The following is a 16,733-nucleotide window of genomic DNA, read 5'->3' on the forward strand; positions in this document are numbered from 1 at the left end:
TTATAACGCGCAAAAAAATAATTTAAACAAATATATTATTTGATTGTTTGGTAATATTAAAGTTTGTAAAAATAATTTTTTATAAAATGTTATATTTTAGTTAATAAAAAAATAATACTTAATATTAACTTATTAATAGAAAGGAGCATATTATGGATGTGTTAGAGGCATTAAAGTATTTTAGAAAAAAGAAAAAAATTGCTCAGAAAGATGTTTTACCAAAAAAAGGGAAACAAACCTATCGAAGAATCGAAATTGGTGAAGCCAAGCTAAGTTACGAGGATTTAATGACAGCATTACAGTCACTTGGGATTACCTTTAATGAATTTTTTCATATGGTCTCTGAAACAAGAAGTACGGCTTCATCTAAAATTATGCATCAAATTGAATGTTGTCAAATGGGGTTGAACAATACAAGTGAAAAAAAGAACCTGATTCATTACTTTTATCAATTAGAGCGCAATCCCCACAAAAACGCAGTAGAGATGTCTATTTATACAGATATTAAGCTAACTTTCAGTAATGATTGGGAGGAAATTCCAGAATTTGATGAAACTGATCGAATAGCAATTCTCGCACTTATCTCTAGCAAAAGCTACTATACATATTACGATTATCAAATGGTGACTAATACAGGGGCGTTATTTTCTGAAAACGAAGTCCTTCAAATTCTTGAGCAGATGTTTCCCGTCAAAGATGCTGAATTACGCGACATCCAAACATTAAATGTCGCCTATGGTTTTTACCTAAATATCATTACAGCGCAACTTTATAAGAAAAATTATGCGAAAGCCCGGGAATATTTAGCGCTAATGAGTGTTACCACGATTCCTGCCGAAATCTACTATATTCATTTTAACTTACGTTATTTAAAAAATCTTACGTATTATCTGTACACTGGCAAAATGAGATATTATAAAGAAGTAATCACCGTTATTGATATGATTGAAAGTTTTGGGGATGCACGTTTGGCGGAAGGTATGAAAAAAGAAATGCTTCAGCTGACGGCTGGTCGGACATTTAATTTAGATTATGGACAATTTCCTGTGAATATTGTCACTGAAAAATAAAAAGCACCCCCCGCAAGGTCAAACTTGCGGGGGGTGCTGATGTTAAACAATAATGTTATCTCTAATCATATCTAAATCTTTAATCAAAATTTTGCGGTTACTTAGTTCAATTGCCCCTAACTCTTTTAGTTGCTGCATCATCCGGTTAACGCTACTAGCAGAAGTTATCCCACAAAAATGCGCAATTTCTTCATTGGTCACCACGAAATCAATTAAAATACCTTCCTCTGTTTCTACGCCAAATGAATCGTACATTTCATAGATTTGTGTACAAACGGCCCCAAATTTGCCATTCATCAACATTTGCTGCATCTTTTTCATGGAATGCATTAAACGGTCCCGATAGTATTCTTTGACATACATTTGCAAGTCTTTACTATTATTGATATCCCGCCAAAATTGAACACGGTCGATTTGGTAAAGTTCTGCTTGTGGAGATTCGATGCGAATATTAAAAGGTGCATCAATAAATTCTGAATATTCATCACGTAGCAATGAAACAATTTCCAAATTGTTGATATAACGTAAATTAAATTCACGACCGTCTTTGGAAATAACGCTAGTTTTGATGATGCCACTTTTTAAAATATAGGCATAACGATCTTGCAGTCCTTCATAAGTTAAATAATTTTTCTTCTTTTTTACAACGACTCGAAAGGAATGTTCATCTAAGTAGTCTTGTAAAACATTTCTCATTGGCGGTAACTCCTCAATTATCTCTAAATATTTTTGTTTTTGCCTGTTGGGCTTCTTTCTTATTTAAGCGAATTGGACATCATATGTCAATAACAAATGTTGATAAAAAAGGTCAATTAAACGCTATTTTGAAAAATAAAATCAGCTTTTAGATAATTTTGCCAAAAATTTCGCTTAATGAGTATTAAAAATATTTTTTTTATTTTATGTGCTCAAATATTTTTCAAAAAGAAAAAATTGTATTAAGGTAATAGTAGAAAGGGAGGAGATTTAATGACAGAACCAAACTTAAAAGACCCAAGAAAGTTATTTTATAGTGATGGATTTCCGCAACAAGATCAAGAAACTCCCGCATTACAGGACAAAATGGTCCCTAAACCAGATTGTGGGGAAGACAGCTATGTCGGAAATCACAAATTAGAAAATCGTCGGGTATTAATTACAGGCGGTGATTCTGGGATTGGACGAGCTGCGGCGATTGCTTTTGCTCGCGAAGGCGCAGATATCGCATTACATTTTTTCCCAGGTGAAGAAAAAGACGCCGAAGAAGTGGCGCACTATATACGAGAAGCTGGCCGAAAAGTCGTTCTTTTGCCAGCAGATTTAAGAGATAAACAGGCACCTGAAGAATTGGTTGCACAAGCTCGTGAATCTTTAGGCGGCTTGGATACCCTCGTTTTAAATGCAGCCCAACAAATTTCCTGTGCTGCTATTGAAGAATTGCCAATGGAACAAGTGATAGACACTTTCCATATCAATATTATTGCGATGTTTGGCATTGTCAAAGCAGCAGTGCCTCACTTGCCTGCCGGAAGTAGCATTGTGACAACGACTTCCGTCCAAGCTTTTAATCCCAGTGAGCATTTGTTGGATTATGCAGCAACGAAGGCATCAATTGCCAACTTTACCGTTGGTTTAGCAAAACAACTGGCACCAAAAGGCATTCGGGTAAATGGCGTGGCTCCAGGACCAATCTGGACACCGTTACAGTTAGATCATGGACAACCAATTGAAGAGTTGCCAGAATTTGGGCAACATTCTTTACTGGAACGTGCGGGTCAGCCTGCTGAATTAGCCCCTGTTTATGTTTTCTTGGCGTCCAATGATGCAAGTTATGTTACGGCTCAAGTTTATGGCGTAACTGGTGGAGAAGCAATTAATCTTTAGGAGGGATGTTCCGTGAATAAAGTTGTTAAAATACTTTTGCTTCTAGGTTCACTGATTTTAATGGCATTATTTGGCGCGGTGGCCATCACCACTTGGTCAGCCGATACAGCTTGGCAACCACCAGATAATGTCCAATGGTTCTTGCAAGACAACGAGTACGCACGTCAAGCAATCTTTTGGGTAGCGCTGGTTTTACTAGGAATTATGCTCTTTCTCTTTTTATTCATTCTTTTATTCCCAAGAAGAAAAGGCACGTTTGAATTAAAAGAAGAGCAAGGAAAGTTAGTGTTACACCGTAAAGCCATCGAAGGATTTGTACGCTCTAGCTTGCAAGACAGTGACTTTCTGGAAGCACCAACCATTCGTGTAAAGGCGACAAAACGGCGCATTAAGGTCAATGTTAAAGGCACACTGAAACGAACGGCAGATTTAATTGGACAAACAGAAGCTTGGTCAAAAACAATGGAAGAACGGCTTGCTCGTTTGGTGGGAACTGGTCACAAGATTACGATTGATGTTCATTTTGAAGATATTCAATCAATGAAACGACCACAACAACAGCAAACACAAGCACGTGTGGAGTAGGAGGGATGTACAATGGTTGAATGGATAAAACAATATGCCGTTCCGTTAATTGGTGGCCTAGTCGGCTTGGTTTTTGCAATCTTGTTTCTGTCAATCGGCTTCTTTAAAACATTGTTAGTAGTACTCCTGACAGGACTAGGTATTTGGCTAGGTTTGTATTTGGAACAGACAGGCATTGTCAAAAATTATTTTCATCATAAATAGGAGGTTTTGGCTATGGAAAATGCAAATGTATCGATTGTTAAAGGTGAGTTGACGTTTGAGGATAAAGTAATCCAAAAAATTATTGGCATTGCTTTGGAAGAAGTCGACGGTTTGTTAACTGTGGACGGCGGTTTTTTCTCGAATTTACGAGATAAAATGATTAACAGTGAAGATGTTACAACAGGCATTCACACCGAGGTCGGCAAAAAACAAGTCGCAGTGGATATGGACATTGTAGCCGAATACGGGAAAGATATCGAGACCATTTATGATCAAATGAAAGAGGTTATTACTCGCGAAGTCCAACAAATGACTCACTTGGAAGTAATCGAAGTCAATGTCAACGTAGTAGATATCAAAACACAAGCAGAGTACCAAGAAGAAAGTGAAACGGTCCAAGATAAACTTGGCAACGCCGCTGAAGCGACAGGTAGTTTTATGTCAAAACAAACCAACAAAGCCAAACATGCGGTAACTAAAGGCAAGACAAAAGTCAAAGAAAACACGGTACCTCGTGTTCAATAATTGGTTATTATTTTATTAAAAATAAAGCAATAATAGAAGAAACTAGGAGGAATGAACCATGAGTAACGAAAAATTCAATAATGTACCAAAACCAGCAGGAAACGGACCACACACACCAGAAGATCATGCAATCAAAGGTGAATTAACATTTGAAGATAAAGTCGTTCAAAAAATTATCGGTTTAGCCTTAGAAAATGTCGATGGTCTATTAACAGTCGATGGCGGCTTTTTCTCAAATATTGCTGAAAAATTAGTAAACACAGATAACGTCACAGCGGGTATTGATACCGAAGTTGGTAAAAAACAAGTCGCTGTTGATATGGATATCGTGGTAGAATACGGCAAAGATATTCAAGACATTTACGAAAAAATGAAAGAATTAATCAGCCGTGAAGTGAAAAAAATGACCCACTTAGATGTGATTGAAGTGAATGTTAACGTAGTTGATATCAAATCAAAAGAAGAATACGAAGAAGATAGCGAAACGGTTCAAGATAAAGTCACAGGCGCTGCCAAAAGTACCGGTGAATTTGCTTCTGAACAAACAGAAAAAGCAAAAAAAGCTGTGAATAAAGGAACAGAACAAGTCAAAGAAAATATGGAACCACGTGTAGAATAAACAGTTAAAGGGAGGAAACAATCATGGGCTTTATTTGGGCATTAATTGTCGGTGGTGTCATTGGGGCAATCGCTGGAGCAATTACTAAAAAAGGATCATCGATGGGCATTATTGCCAATATCATTGCAGGGTTAGTTGGTTCAACAATTGGTCAAGCCATTTTAGGCACATGGGGACCAAGCTTAGCTGGGATGGCTATAGTGCCATCGATTATCGGGGCAGTGATTTTAGTTGCCATCGTTTCATGGATTTTAGGACGAAAATAGAGAAAGTTTAAAAAAATAGGGCATAAGTCGTTTCGACTTATGCCCTATTTTTCTTTTTCTATGTATGAGGAAGTTTCGTATGAAAAGTAAATTTTGAGCAATTAGCCAAGAGCTTATTTTAATTAAAATCATTAGTCATTTTGGCTTTTCAACAAAAATCAACAACATTTGTTGAAGTTATTTGTAGATAACGTTTATCATTCACAAATTTACATTTTTTTGTAACGGATATCTCGTATAGTAATAACTGCAAATGAATTTCAGAAAATTTTTTGATAAGTCATCAAAGTGAGGGGATAGCGGTCTTTTATTGAAAAATAGCAACACAAAATAAACAGAACAAAAGAGAGAGGAATTCAAAGAATTATGACAGAACAAACACCAACAAAGCTTTTGAATAAAGGCTTTATCAGTATTACAGTGATTAATTTCATTGTCTATCTTGTTTATTATTTATTAATGGTTATTATTGCGGTGATTGCGCAAGATAGCTTACACGCTACTTTAGGTCAAGCGGGTTTGGCCTCAGGAATTTACATCATCGGGACATTGCTTGCACGACTTTTCATGGGGAAACTCCTTGAACTGATTGGGCGCAAACAAGTCTTACGTTATGGGGCTTTGTTTTATCTTTTAACGACTGTTGCGTATATGTATATGCCAAGTATGGGCATTCTTTATCTGGTCCGTTTTTTAAATGGGTTTGGTTACGGAACCGTTTCGACAGCGACCAACGCAATTGTTACCGCCTATATCCCTAAAAACAAAAAAGGGGAAGGGATCAATTATTATGGTTTGAGTACTAGTTTAGCAGCCGGCATTGGGCCATTTATTGGGATGTTATTGTTAAATGTTTCCAACTTCCATGTCATTATTAACTTTTCAATTATTTTAATTTTGTTAACAACCATTGCTTGCTTCATTTTCCCAGTGAAAAATATTGAGTTAACACCTGAACATCGTGAAGCTTTATCTAAATGGAATTTTGATAGTTTTGTTGAAAAGAAAGTTTTATTTATTACATTTATCGCCTTTTTAATGGGTCTTGCTTATTCAAGTGTCTTATCTTTCTTATCTTCTTATGTCAAAGTAATCGATTTAGTTGACGTCAGCACCTTCTTCTTTATCGTCTATGCGGTCGTGATTACCTTAACACGTCCATCGACAGGTCGGATTTTCGATGTCAAAGGTGAACGCTACGTCATGTATCCGAGCTACATTTTCTTAACACTAGGCTTATTCTTATTAAGTATGACTACGTCTGGTTGGATGTTATTAGTTTCAGGTGGGTTAATTGGCTTAGGTTATGGTACTTTCATGTCAAATGGCCAAGCGGTTTGTCTTCAAGAAAGCCCAAGTCCTCACCGTATCGGGATTGCTTTATCGACTTATTTCATCGGTTTAGACCTTGGATTAGGGGTTGGTCCGTACGTTTTAGGTGAATTACGTAACTTTATGTCATTCCAACAAATGTACTTCTTAGCAGGCTGTATCCCAATCGTTTGTACCATTTTATATATGGTCTTCCACAAAGCTAAAAATGATGCCAAAGATTTGTCTCTTGAAACGATTGAAGAGATTGAACACGGCTCAGAACTATAAATGGACAAGGAGTGATTTCAATGCCTAACGATGAACGGATTTTAAACGTTTTACAACAAACACTAACGGAAATTCAACGCATGAACACGCGTTTAGCTAAAATTGAAACAGAGTTAGCCGATGTCGATCAACATCACGCGACTTTGGATCATTACTTGCAAGAGCTAGAATTGGTGACAGAAAATAACAACGTCATGTAAAGTGAGTAGTTAGTAAATGAATGTTCTACGTTTCGGTATCACTAGAGTGGAACATTGAAAATTTTCGTAAAAAACGTCAAAAGGTAGCAGTTTTTCTGCTACCTTTTGGCGTTTTTTGTAATTTTTATCACTTAAAATGTTTCACGTGAAAACTTTTAAAAGTGGCGTGGACTTTGTTTGGTGACAATTTGTGTATTTAAATTTTCTAAGCTTTGCGCTAGTTCACCAATGCTAGCAGAAAAATCAACATAATAAGTGGGAACCGTTGATTTGACACTAACTTCTGAAAAGATATCTGTAATAATTACATCGAAAGGCTTTTCTGGTGAAGCGACAAAAATTAATTTTTTATCCACGGCTTTACTTAGCTTTTCATAAAGGGTATCTAAAATTAAATTACTTTGATTGGTCCTTACTAAGACACGAATCGGTGGTAAAGATTTCGTTTTCAATGTACAAAAAAGAATAAACAAGCAGTCAACTAACAATTTTTCATTGCCAATCAATGTCGGAAGCATTTCAATTGTAAGGCGCTTCACATCTTTGTAGAGACTTGGATTTTTTTGAAGTGCTTCTTTTAAAAAGCTTTCTTGCACAAATGGATTGGCAATCGTGACAAAGGTCTTAAAAAAGACACTTAAATTTTGGATAGAAGTATATAGATAAAGATACTCGTGAAATGTCAATTTAATTTGATAAAAAGACGTTAGTTGATAAATGATCTCTTTAATGGGTGAGCCTAATAGCTGGACCATATGCATCCGTGCTGCAGGAATTTCCAAGACATCTTGTGTGGCGTAGCTGACACTAATCGTCAATAAGAAAAAGGCAAAAAGGCCTTCTTTTTGTATAAATTTTGTTGGAACTTGGTGTAAGGCTTCTTCTTTAAAAAACAATTCAAATTCACTCAGATTAACAAAGGGATTAACAATCGCTTCTTCCTCCACGAAAGTTTCTTTGATAAAAAAGCCCTCTTTCCAACGCGCTAAAATCACCGCAGAAAAAATCAAGTCTTTTGTAAAATCTTGTGTTGTATTGAAAGAAACAGAGTGTTTTAAACGTCGAAAGAGACTATGGACTTCTTTTTTAGTAATCGTGTGCAACGGCCAATCCCCTTCAGAGTAATTGTTCCAAAAAAGCATCATAAAGAAAATCCGGATATCTTTTTCTTTGCCCACCAACACATTGGTACGTTTTAAATTGATTTCAATCTGATATTTTTGGAGCCATTGGTTTAATTGTCCAATTTTTCGTGTAAAGGTTGATGAAGAAATCTCTAGGACTTTTTCAAAATGTTTGCTATCAATTGCATTATGGTTAAAGGCATAGGTCAGTACTTGATACGCGAAACTTTTTTTGACAAAGTAGGGCATCAAAAACGACAGTTGGAAATAGGGTGCAAACCAAAATGTGATTTCTTTGGCATTTGCTGATAAAGAAAATAAGTTCTCCCAGCCGTTTTTTTCAATTTCTGTTTGGAGCAAAGCTACAGATTGTAGAATGGTATTTTGTTGCATTTTTAATTGAGTCGCTAAAGTAGAAATCGCCAATGTTTGTTCTTCTGCTTCACGACGTTCGAGTAACTCTTCTAAAAGAGCAAAACTTTTACGATAAGGTACATCAAGTAACCCTGTTAACATCCGATTCCCTCCAAACTGTTTTCCCCACGCAATTTAGCAAAATAAATTTTGCGAACTACTTGTTTTAGGTTATAGTATTCGTCTAAATAAGGAACGGGATGCCAATAAAAAGTTTTACTGGCGTGAAAAAGCGGATTATTTTTGTCAGTAATGACTAAGTCAGGCACTTCTTGAATATGATTAACAAATTTCAAAGGAACATCGCAATAATTATTGATTTCCTTCGCTAACCAATTTTCTTGTATCTGATTAATAGATGAATGAAGTAAAATTTTAACAGGAATTTGTTTATTTAATAAAACACTCCGAATAATTAAAAAAATGGTTTCTTTAAATAACGCATCTAGTGGATGTTGTTTGTCAAAAGGCAAACGCTTTAAGAAATAGTTGGTTGTTCGTGAAACATTTGGGTATTGTTTTTCATACAAAGAGACATTAGCAACCTCATAGCTCAATTCCTCTTCCACAGGGAAATGAATCAGTCGTTCACTGGCATTGGATAAATTAACCAACAAAAAGAACACTTCTATTGCGCTTAAATCCAACTGTAATTGCGTACATTTTTCAAAAATCCAAGTAGCGTGTGGACTGTTATCCATTCCCATGATCGCTAAGTTGGCAAAGTTGATGGTTTCCATTTGGACCAGAGAGTACATCGTTAATGTGCTGAAGAAATCATAATAAAAATGAATCTCAGCTTGCCAAGTGTCAGGCTCTTTTTGTTCATCAATAAAACAATCATTCACTAATAGTTGGAATTCTGAATAAGGAAAGGCCAAATTAATAGCAGCAACTTCTGGATAATTGGTGATTGTAAAACCGGATTGATAACGGAGTAAACCTATGGACATAATTAATTTTAATTTGCGTAAATCAGTATATGTAAAGTAAGGGTAACGGTTTTTGATGATTTCAATGAAGTTCTGCAATTGTGCTTGATTAGTCTTAGATAGAAATGGTACTAGAGAAGTTCCTGAAATGAAGAATAAGGAATAAAAGAAACTGCGAAAATCTTTCTCGTTACCACAAATTTTTTCTCGTCTTTTTAAGTTTAAATAACAATTAAATCTAGCTAGATGATTATTTAAACGGTCACTGACTTGTTTAAAAATAGAAAAGTTAATAAAGTGCTCTTCACAAAAATCTTTGGCTGAAGTGTAGCGTTTTAAAAGTAAATCCAGGGCTAACATATAGGTTAGTGACCCGCGGACAACAGCTTCTTTCATTAACTCAATCGGGATATTTTCATCGGCGACTAATTCTATGGACTGTTGATTATTAATAATACGAATATGTACATTTTCATGTGTATTGACTCGAGAAATTAACAAAGTTAATTGATTCAATAAATTGTTGATATTGTAATGGGAAAATTCATATTTTCGTCGGAGTACTTGCATGGGGACTTTTTCTTTACTGTCATACAAGTATTCAATTAGGGAAAGTAACTGAATTTCCTGTTTGGTTAATAAGTTATACATAATAACCACCTTTCTAATTGGTTATGATTGTTTGATTTTTCAGATAATACAGATAGGGCATTCTTGTCTAAATGACATTTGACAATTGCCAGTGAAAGAACTAGTTGTTCTTATGCTACTGTATCTATTCTTAAAAATCAAGAAGAACTGAATGTGTCAAATGGAAGAAAACATGGACAAAAAATGATAGAGCAAAAAATTATTAAGAAAAACAACCAGTTTATATAAAACATTTAAATAACAAAAATGATAATTTGAGTCTATTGATTTTTTAGCTTAAATAGCTTATACAAATAGGCTTTTTTGTCTGGTTAGTTCTTATGAAAAAAATTAAAAAAAACGGTATAGTGGAAGAAGGAATAGTAAAAATAAGAAAGGATAAGGACGTGTTTTCATAAAGATGAAAAGGGTTTCTGGGATTTCATCAACTTTTTCTATTTGGAGGAGAAGTTGTTGATAATTTTCGCTGAAAAATCTCGTTATACTCTTCTTATTCTTATAGAAGAGTCTATAGGAAAAAGCAGAAAATGAATCCGCATTCGAAGTAAGAGTGCGTTTTGAGGAGATAAAAAGAAAAGGTGTGTTGGCTGTCTGTTTTAGCAAGGAAGAAAGACAACAGAAGAGCACTCACTTATTTGGTTTAAAATAAAAAATTGGTACGAAGTGAACGTTCTCTTCTATGTGTCGTTAGTAGAGGAAGGATGAAAGAAATGAGAAAGAATGGTCCAATGGTAAACCGTTGGCTCTACGGATTGATGTGTTTGTTACTTGTTCTAAATTATGGCACACCACTCATGGCTTTGGCGGAAGATGTTAACAGCGATGGCCAGTTAACGTTAGGAGAAGTGAAGCAAACCAGCCAGCAAGAAATGACCTTAGCGCTTCAAGGAAAAGCACAACCAGTAACACAAGAGGTTGTAGTGCATTATAGTGCCAATGTGTCAATCAAAGCTGCACATTGGGCAGCGCCCAATAATACGCGCAAGATTCAAGTGGATGACCAGAAGAAACAGATTCAAATTGAATTGAATCAGCAAGCGTTAGCAGATACGTTAGTCTTAACGTTGAACCCTACAGCTACAGAAGATGTGACGTTTTCTTATGGACAACAGCAACGAGCGTTGACGTTAAAGACTGGTACTGATCCGACAGAATCAACGGCAATCACGAGTTCGCCAGCCGCATCAGCGAATGAAGGTTCAACAGAAGAAGCATCTACAAACTCCTCTGTTCCTCGTTCGTCCGAAGAAACTGTCGCCAGCACGACAAAAGCGATAGAAAGTAAAACAACTGAATCGACGACTGTCAAACCGCGCGTAGCAGGACCAACAGATATCAGTGACTATTTTACAGGTGATGAAACAACGATTATCGATAATTTTGAAGATCCGATTTATTTAAATCCTGATGGCACACCAGCAACACCGCCGTATAAAGAAGATGTGACCATTCATTGGAACTTTAACTGGTCGATTCCAGAAGATGTGCGGGAACAAATGAAAGCAGGCGATTACTTCGAGTTTCAATTACCTGGCAATTTGAAACCTAATAAACCAGGTTCAGGTGATTTAGTTGATGCAGAAGGCAATGTCTATGGAACCTACACAATTAGTGAAGATGGTACGGTTCGTTTTACCTTTAATGAGCGAATCACGTCTGAAAGTGACATTCACGGGGACTTTTCTTTAGATACTCATTTGAATGATTCAGATGGGCGGGGCCCAGGAGATTGGGTGATTGATATTCCTACACAAGAAGATTTGCCGCCTGTAGTGATTCCAATTGTCCCAGATACCGAACAACAAATTGATAAACAAGGCCATTTTGATCGAACGCCCAATCCTAGTGCGATTACTTGGACGGTAGATATCAATCAAGCGATGAAAGATCAAACAAATCCAACTGTGACGGAAACATGGCCAACAGGGAATACCTTTAAGTCCGTGAAAGTCTATGAGTTAGTGATGAATCTTGATGGAACAATTAAAGAAGTGGGTCGCGAACTTAGTCCAGATGAATATACCGTTGATAAAAATGGCAATGTGACGATTAAAGGTGACACCAACAAAGCGTATCGTCTTGAGTACCAAACGACGATTGACGAGGCGGTTATTCCAGATGGCGGCGGCGATGTGCCTTTTAAAAATCACGCGACGTTAACAAGTGATAATAATCCAAATGGGTTAGATGCTGAAGCAACTGTTACCGCCACATATGGCAAAATGTTAGACAAGCGCAACATAGATTACGATGAAACCAATCAAGAATTCACTTGGGAAATTAACTACAACTATGGTGAACAAATCATTCCAAAAGACCAAGCAGTCATTACAGACACAATGGGCGATAATTTAACGTTTGAACCAGATTCTTTACATTTATATTCAGTGACGTTTGATGACAAAGGAAATGAAGTCGTTGGAGCAGAACTTGTGGAAGGAAAAGATTACAAAGTGGTAATCAACGGAGACGGTTCCTTTGCAATTGACTTTTTACATGATGTGACTGGCGCAGTTGATTATCAAAATTCAACGATTGGTTGGACGCTAGCTGTGAATCAAAATAATTATTTGATGGAAAATGCCGTGATTACGGATACGTACGAACCAGTTCCTGGCTTAACTATGGTACCCAATTCGTTGGTTGTCAAAGATACAACCACTGGTGCTCAGTTGACGTTAGGCAAGGATTTCATGGTAGAAATAACTCGTAATGCAGATGGTGAAACAGGCTTTAAGTTAAGTTTCATGGGGGCATATGCCAAAACAAGTGATGCTTTCCACATAACCTATACTACCTTTTTCGATGTTACCGAGTTAGACGCTAATGATCCCGCGTTGGACCATTACCGAAATACTGCTGCCATTGATTGGACGGATGAAGCAGGAAATAATCATCATTCAGAAGATAGTAAACCGTTTAAACCTTTACCTGCTTTTGATTTAAATGCGCAAAAAAGCGGTGTTTACAATGCCGTTACCAAAGAAATCACTTGGACGCTTGCGGTTAATTTAAGTAATAATCGTTTAGTCGACGCCTTTTTGACGGATCCAATTTTAGCCAATCAAACCTATTTGGCTGGGAGCTTGAAAGTCTATGAAGGCAATACAAAGCCAGATGGTTCGGTTGAAAAAGTGAAACCAGCGCAACCGTTGACGGATATCACAATGGAAGAACCAAGCGAGAAAAACCAAAATACTTGGCGTGTTGATTTTCCTAATGATAGTCGTACGTATGTGATTGAATTTAAGACGTCTGTTGATGAAAAAGTTATCGAAGGTTCGGCTAGCTATGACAATACCGCATCTTATACAAACCAAGGTTCTTCACGTGATGTGACAGGAAAAGTTTCTATTCAACATGGTGGCGAATCAGTGAAAAAAGGTGGCGAATACCACAAAGATGATCCAGATCATGTGTACTGGCATGTAATGATCAATGGCGCCCAATCGGTTTTAGACGATGTGGTTATTACTGATACACCCTCACCAAACCAAGTGCTAGATCCCGAGTCATTGGTGATTTACGGTACCAACGTAACAGAAGACGGAACTATTACGCCAGATAAATCTGTTATTTTAGAAGAAGGAAAAGATTACACACTGGAAGTTACCACCGATAATGAAACAGGACAACAAAAAATTGTCGTTAAAATGGCCCATATTGAAGCACCTTATTATATGGAATATCGTAGTTTAGTGACTTCTTCAGCAGCGGGGAGTACAGACACGGTATCCAACCAAGTGTCAATTACTGGAAATGGTTCAGAAGTCGTTCATGGGGATGACAATGGCGATGTGGTCGTTGACATTGATCACAGTGGCGGGCATGCCACAGGGACTAAAGGCAAAATTCAGCTGAAGAAAATAGCCATGGATGGGACGACTATTTTAGCAGGCGCCCATTTCCAAATTTGGGACCAAGCTAAAACACAAGTCCTACGTGAAGGTACAGTAGATGCCACCGGGGTTATCACATTTGGTGGGTTGCCACAAGGGCAATACATTTTGGTGGAGACAAAAGCACCAGAAGGCTATACAGTTTCGGACGAATTAGCTAAAGGCCGAGTCATTACTATTGATGAAGAAACTTCAGCCGAAGGAGCACAACCAACCATTATTAAAAACGATGTCAATAAAGTATTTTTAGAAAAAATGGATGAGAAGGGTAAAAAGTTAGTCAATGCTCGCTTTAAATTAGAGCATGCCGTAACCACGCCGTTTACTCATTGGGAAGAAGTTCCCCTTGCGCCGGATCGAACCAACGCGAATGGCCAGTTAGAGGTGGATAGTTTAAAACCAGGGCTTTATCAGTTCACAGAAATCGAAGCACCGACAGGCTATCTTTTAGACACGACACCCAAACGATTCATTGTGACACAAAATACGAGCGGGCAAATTCGTGATGTTCATGTCAAAATGCTTAATTACCAAGGTTCTGCTGAACTAATTAAAAAAGACCAAGCAGGCAATCCATTAGCAGGTGCTGAATTTTCAGTCCTTGATGCCACAGGACAAGCGGTTCGAGAACACGTAGTTTCGGATGCAAACGGAAAAGTCACAGTGACGGATTTAGCCCCAGGCAAATATCAATTTGTGGAAACCAAAGCGCCAGCAGGGTACCTTTTAAACACTGAACCAAGTGCTTTCACGATTGCAGCAAGCGATCGGGGCAAACCAGCAACAGTTATAGCAACGGCTAACTTTGTTAACTATCAAGGCGCAGCTAAATTAATCAAAAAAGATGTGAATGGACACTTATTAAGTGGTGCGACATTTAAAGTGCTTGACGCGAAGGGACAAACGATTCAAACAGGCTTGACGACAAATAATCAAGGGGAAATTGTTGCAGAGCACTTAGCCCCAGGTAAATATCGCTTTGTAGAAACCAAAGCGCCAACAGGCTATTTATTAAATACCACGCCAGTCCCATTTGAAATTGCTGAGAAAAATGCTGGTAAACCAGCGGTCGTTGTTGCTAGTGACAACTTTGTGAATTACAAAGGGGCTTTCCAAATCGTGAAAACGAATAGCGCAGACCAACCATTAGCAGGTGCTGTTTTTGAACTATATGATCACAATAAACAATCATTAGGGATTACAGCAACGAGTGGCAAAGATGGCAAAATTATCTTTAGAGACTTGGCGCCAGGTACCTATTATTACAAAGAAATCAAAGCACCAAAATTACCAGATGGCGCAGATTATATTATTTATCCTGAATTAGTAAAAGTAGAAATTCGTGGTGATTTCAAAGGCGATCCGGAGATCTTCCAATTAGGGGCCTTCGCCAATTTCAAAGGACGTGCCGTCTTTAAGAAAATTGATGCCAATGCGAACCCACTTCCAGGAACGATTTTTAAATTGTATCGAATCGAAAACGGGGAAAAAATCTTTGAAAGAGAAGTAACTGCTGAAAAAGATGGTTCATTGGCTATGGAGGATTTAGGCGCTGGTAGTTATGAATTAGATGAAATGGATGCAACGGATGGCTATATCGTCAATAAACAACCCATTTATTTTGTAGTGAAGAAGAATTCAAATGATAAACAACCACTAGATGAGTTAGAGTTTGTAAATTATCAAGCGGAAGTAACGGGACGTAAAGTCAACGAGCAAGGTCAAACCTTAGCGGGTGCAGTTTTTGCAATTTACAATGCCGATGAGCAGAATCAGCCACAAGGTTCACCGATAACATTCTTGAATCGTGCAGGAGAAAAAGTTTCTGAAATAACAACGGATAAGACTGGCGAAATTTACGCTAAAGGGCTGAATGAAGGGCATTACGTTTTAGTGGAAACGAAAGCACCAACAGGCTATCTGTTAGACACAACGCCACATCCATTTGATGTAACCGCCCAATTAGGAAAAGAGCAGCCAATTGCTTTAGGCGATCTTATCAATTATCAAGGAACTGCTCAATTAACCAAAGAAAACGAAACAGGTAAAGCATTGGCAGGTGCGGTGTTTAAGGTCATTGATGAAACAGGGCAAACTGTAGCTGGACAAACCAATCTGATGTCTGACAAGCAAGGCAAAGTCATTGCGAAAAATTTAGCACCGGGAACGTATCGTTTTGTGGAGACACAAGCGCCAACTGGCTATCTTCTTAATGAAATGCCAAGCGCAAGCTTTACGATTGCCAAAGACAACCAAGGCAAACCAGCCACTGTGGTACTTAAAGCACCTTTTATTAATTACCAAGGTGCTGCCAAGCTGGTGAAAATTGACCAGCAAAAGAATGCCTTAGCAGGTGCTGAATTTAAAGTGACAGATGCAGAGACAGGGCAAACTGTCGCTCGTTCATTACGTTCTGACAACCAAGGGTTAGTTCAAGTGAACCACTTACAACCAAGAAAATATACCTTTGTGGAAACAAAAGCACCGGATGGTTACCAACTGTCTAAGCAAGCAGTCGCATTCACTATTGCGGCAACAGCGAAAGACAAACCTGAACTCGTGGATGCGGGCACGTTTGTTAACGAGAAACAACCTGTATCCAAAAAAACAAAACCAAATCAGCCAACAACGAAACAAGCAGCTAGAGAGACAGGTTGGCTTGGTTTACCGAAAACCAACACACAAGTCAATTACTTCTTTGTCTTTATCGGCCTCCTGTTGGTCAGTTTGGCAAGTTGGCTCTTCTATAAAAAGAGCAAGAAATAAGCAAAAGCTATAA

Annotated in this window: 13 protein-coding genes; 10 read left to right on the top strand and 3 right to left on the bottom strand. The window is 37.6% G+C overall.

The genetic code is table 11. The features are described from left to right. Nucleotides 1-152: 152 nt before the first annotated feature. On the top strand, nt 153-1,070 hold the full coding sequence (locus IGK82_RS00325) for a helix-turn-helix domain-containing protein (protein WP_002361494.1): 918 nt from the start codon (nt 153-155) through the stop codon (nt 1,068-1,070). A gap of 42 nt (nt 1,071-1,112) precedes the next feature. Here IGK82_RS00325 and IGK82_RS00330 read toward each other — a convergent pair whose 3' ends face one another. Continuing rightward, nucleotides 1,113-1,766 (bottom strand): Crp/Fnr family transcriptional regulator, encoded by a 654-nt coding sequence (locus IGK82_RS00330; RefSeq protein WP_002361495.1) that lies wholly within the window; start codon nt 1,764-1,766, stop codon nt 1,113-1,115. A gap of 273 nt (nt 1,767-2,039) precedes the next feature. On the opposite strand from IGK82_RS00330, the gene IGK82_RS00335 reads away from it, so the two are divergent. The 8 genes from IGK82_RS00335 to IGK82_RS00370 all read left to right on the top strand — a co-directional run bounded on the left by IGK82_RS00335 (nt 2,040) and on the right by IGK82_RS00370 (nt 6,934). Continuing rightward, nucleotides 2,040-2,933, top strand: coding sequence for an SDR family oxidoreductase (locus tag IGK82_RS00335; protein WP_010709121.1), 894 nt, complete (start codon nt 2,040-2,042; stop codon nt 2,931-2,933). Nucleotides 2,934-2,945: 12 nt separating this feature from the next. Beyond that, the gene (amaP, locus tag IGK82_RS00340) at nt 2,946-3,518 is read left to right on the top strand and encodes an alkaline shock response membrane anchor protein AmaP (RefSeq protein WP_002381343.1); all 573 of its coding nucleotides are present in this window, start codon (nt 2,946-2,948) and stop codon (nt 3,516-3,518) included. A gap of 12 nt (nt 3,519-3,530) precedes the next feature. Next, the gene (locus tag IGK82_RS00345; RefSeq protein WP_002356087.1) at nt 3,531-3,722 is read left to right on the top strand and encodes a DUF2273 domain-containing protein; all 192 of its coding nucleotides are present in this window, start codon (nt 3,531-3,533) and stop codon (nt 3,720-3,722) included. Nucleotides 3,723-3,734: 12 nt separating this feature from the next. Continuing rightward, nucleotides 3,735-4,247 carry an Asp23/Gls24 family envelope stress response protein gene (locus IGK82_RS00350; protein ID WP_002396760.1) on the top strand — a complete coding sequence of 171 codons (513 nt, stop codon included), beginning with the start codon at nt 3,735-3,737 and terminating at the stop codon, nt 4,245-4,247. Nucleotides 4,248-4,305: 58 nt separating this feature from the next. Next, nucleotides 4,306-4,866 carry an Asp23/Gls24 family envelope stress response protein gene (locus tag IGK82_RS00355; protein WP_002356090.1) on the top strand — a complete coding sequence of 187 codons (561 nt, stop codon included), beginning with the start codon at nt 4,306-4,308 and terminating at the stop codon, nt 4,864-4,866. A 23-nt stretch (nt 4,867-4,889) separates the two neighbouring features. Next, nucleotides 4,890-5,132, top strand: coding sequence for a GlsB/YeaQ/YmgE family stress response membrane protein (locus IGK82_RS00360; protein WP_002356092.1), 243 nt, complete (start codon nt 4,890-4,892; stop codon nt 5,130-5,132). A gap of 366 nt (nt 5,133-5,498) precedes the next feature. After that, on the top strand, nt 5,499-6,734 hold the full coding sequence (locus IGK82_RS00365) for an MFS transporter (RefSeq protein ID WP_002356101.1): 1,236 nt from the start codon (nt 5,499-5,501) through the stop codon (nt 6,732-6,734). 20 nt (nt 6,735-6,754) lie between these two features. Next, nucleotides 6,755-6,934 carry a hypothetical protein gene (locus IGK82_RS00370; RefSeq protein WP_002381345.1) on the top strand — a complete coding sequence of 60 codons (180 nt, stop codon included), beginning with the start codon at nt 6,755-6,757 and terminating at the stop codon, nt 6,932-6,934. Nucleotides 6,935-7,089: 155 nt separating this feature from the next. On the opposite strand, the gene IGK82_RS00375 is transcribed toward IGK82_RS00370, so the two are convergent. Together IGK82_RS00375 and IGK82_RS00380 are read right to left on the bottom strand one after the other, a co-directional pair. Then, nucleotides 7,090-8,574: a helix-turn-helix domain-containing protein gene (locus IGK82_RS00375; RefSeq protein WP_002359246.1), complete on the bottom strand. Its 1,485-nt coding sequence runs from the start codon at nt 8,572-8,574 to the stop codon at nt 7,090-7,092. Continuing rightward, nucleotides 8,568-10,055, bottom strand: a complete 1,488-nt coding sequence (locus IGK82_RS00380) for a helix-turn-helix domain-containing protein (protein ID WP_430605129.1) — start codon at nt 10,053-10,055, stop codon at nt 8,568-8,570. Before IGK82_RS00380 ends, IGK82_RS00375 begins: the two co-directional genes overlap by 7 nt. A 710-nt stretch (nt 10,056-10,765) precedes the next feature. Between IGK82_RS00380 and fss1 the strand changes: the two genes are divergently transcribed. After that, nucleotides 10,766-16,720 (top strand): fibrinogen-binding MSCRAMM adhesin Fss1, encoded by a 5,955-nt coding sequence (gene fss1, locus IGK82_RS00385; protein ID WP_430605130.1) that lies wholly within the window; start codon nt 10,766-10,768, stop codon nt 16,718-16,720. Nucleotides 16,721-16,733 lie beyond the last annotated feature (13 nt).

It is taken from the genome of Enterococcus sp. AZ197 (assembly GCF_050556405.1).
GTDB lineage: Bacteria > Bacillota > Bacilli > Lactobacillales > Enterococcaceae > Enterococcus > Enterococcus faecalis.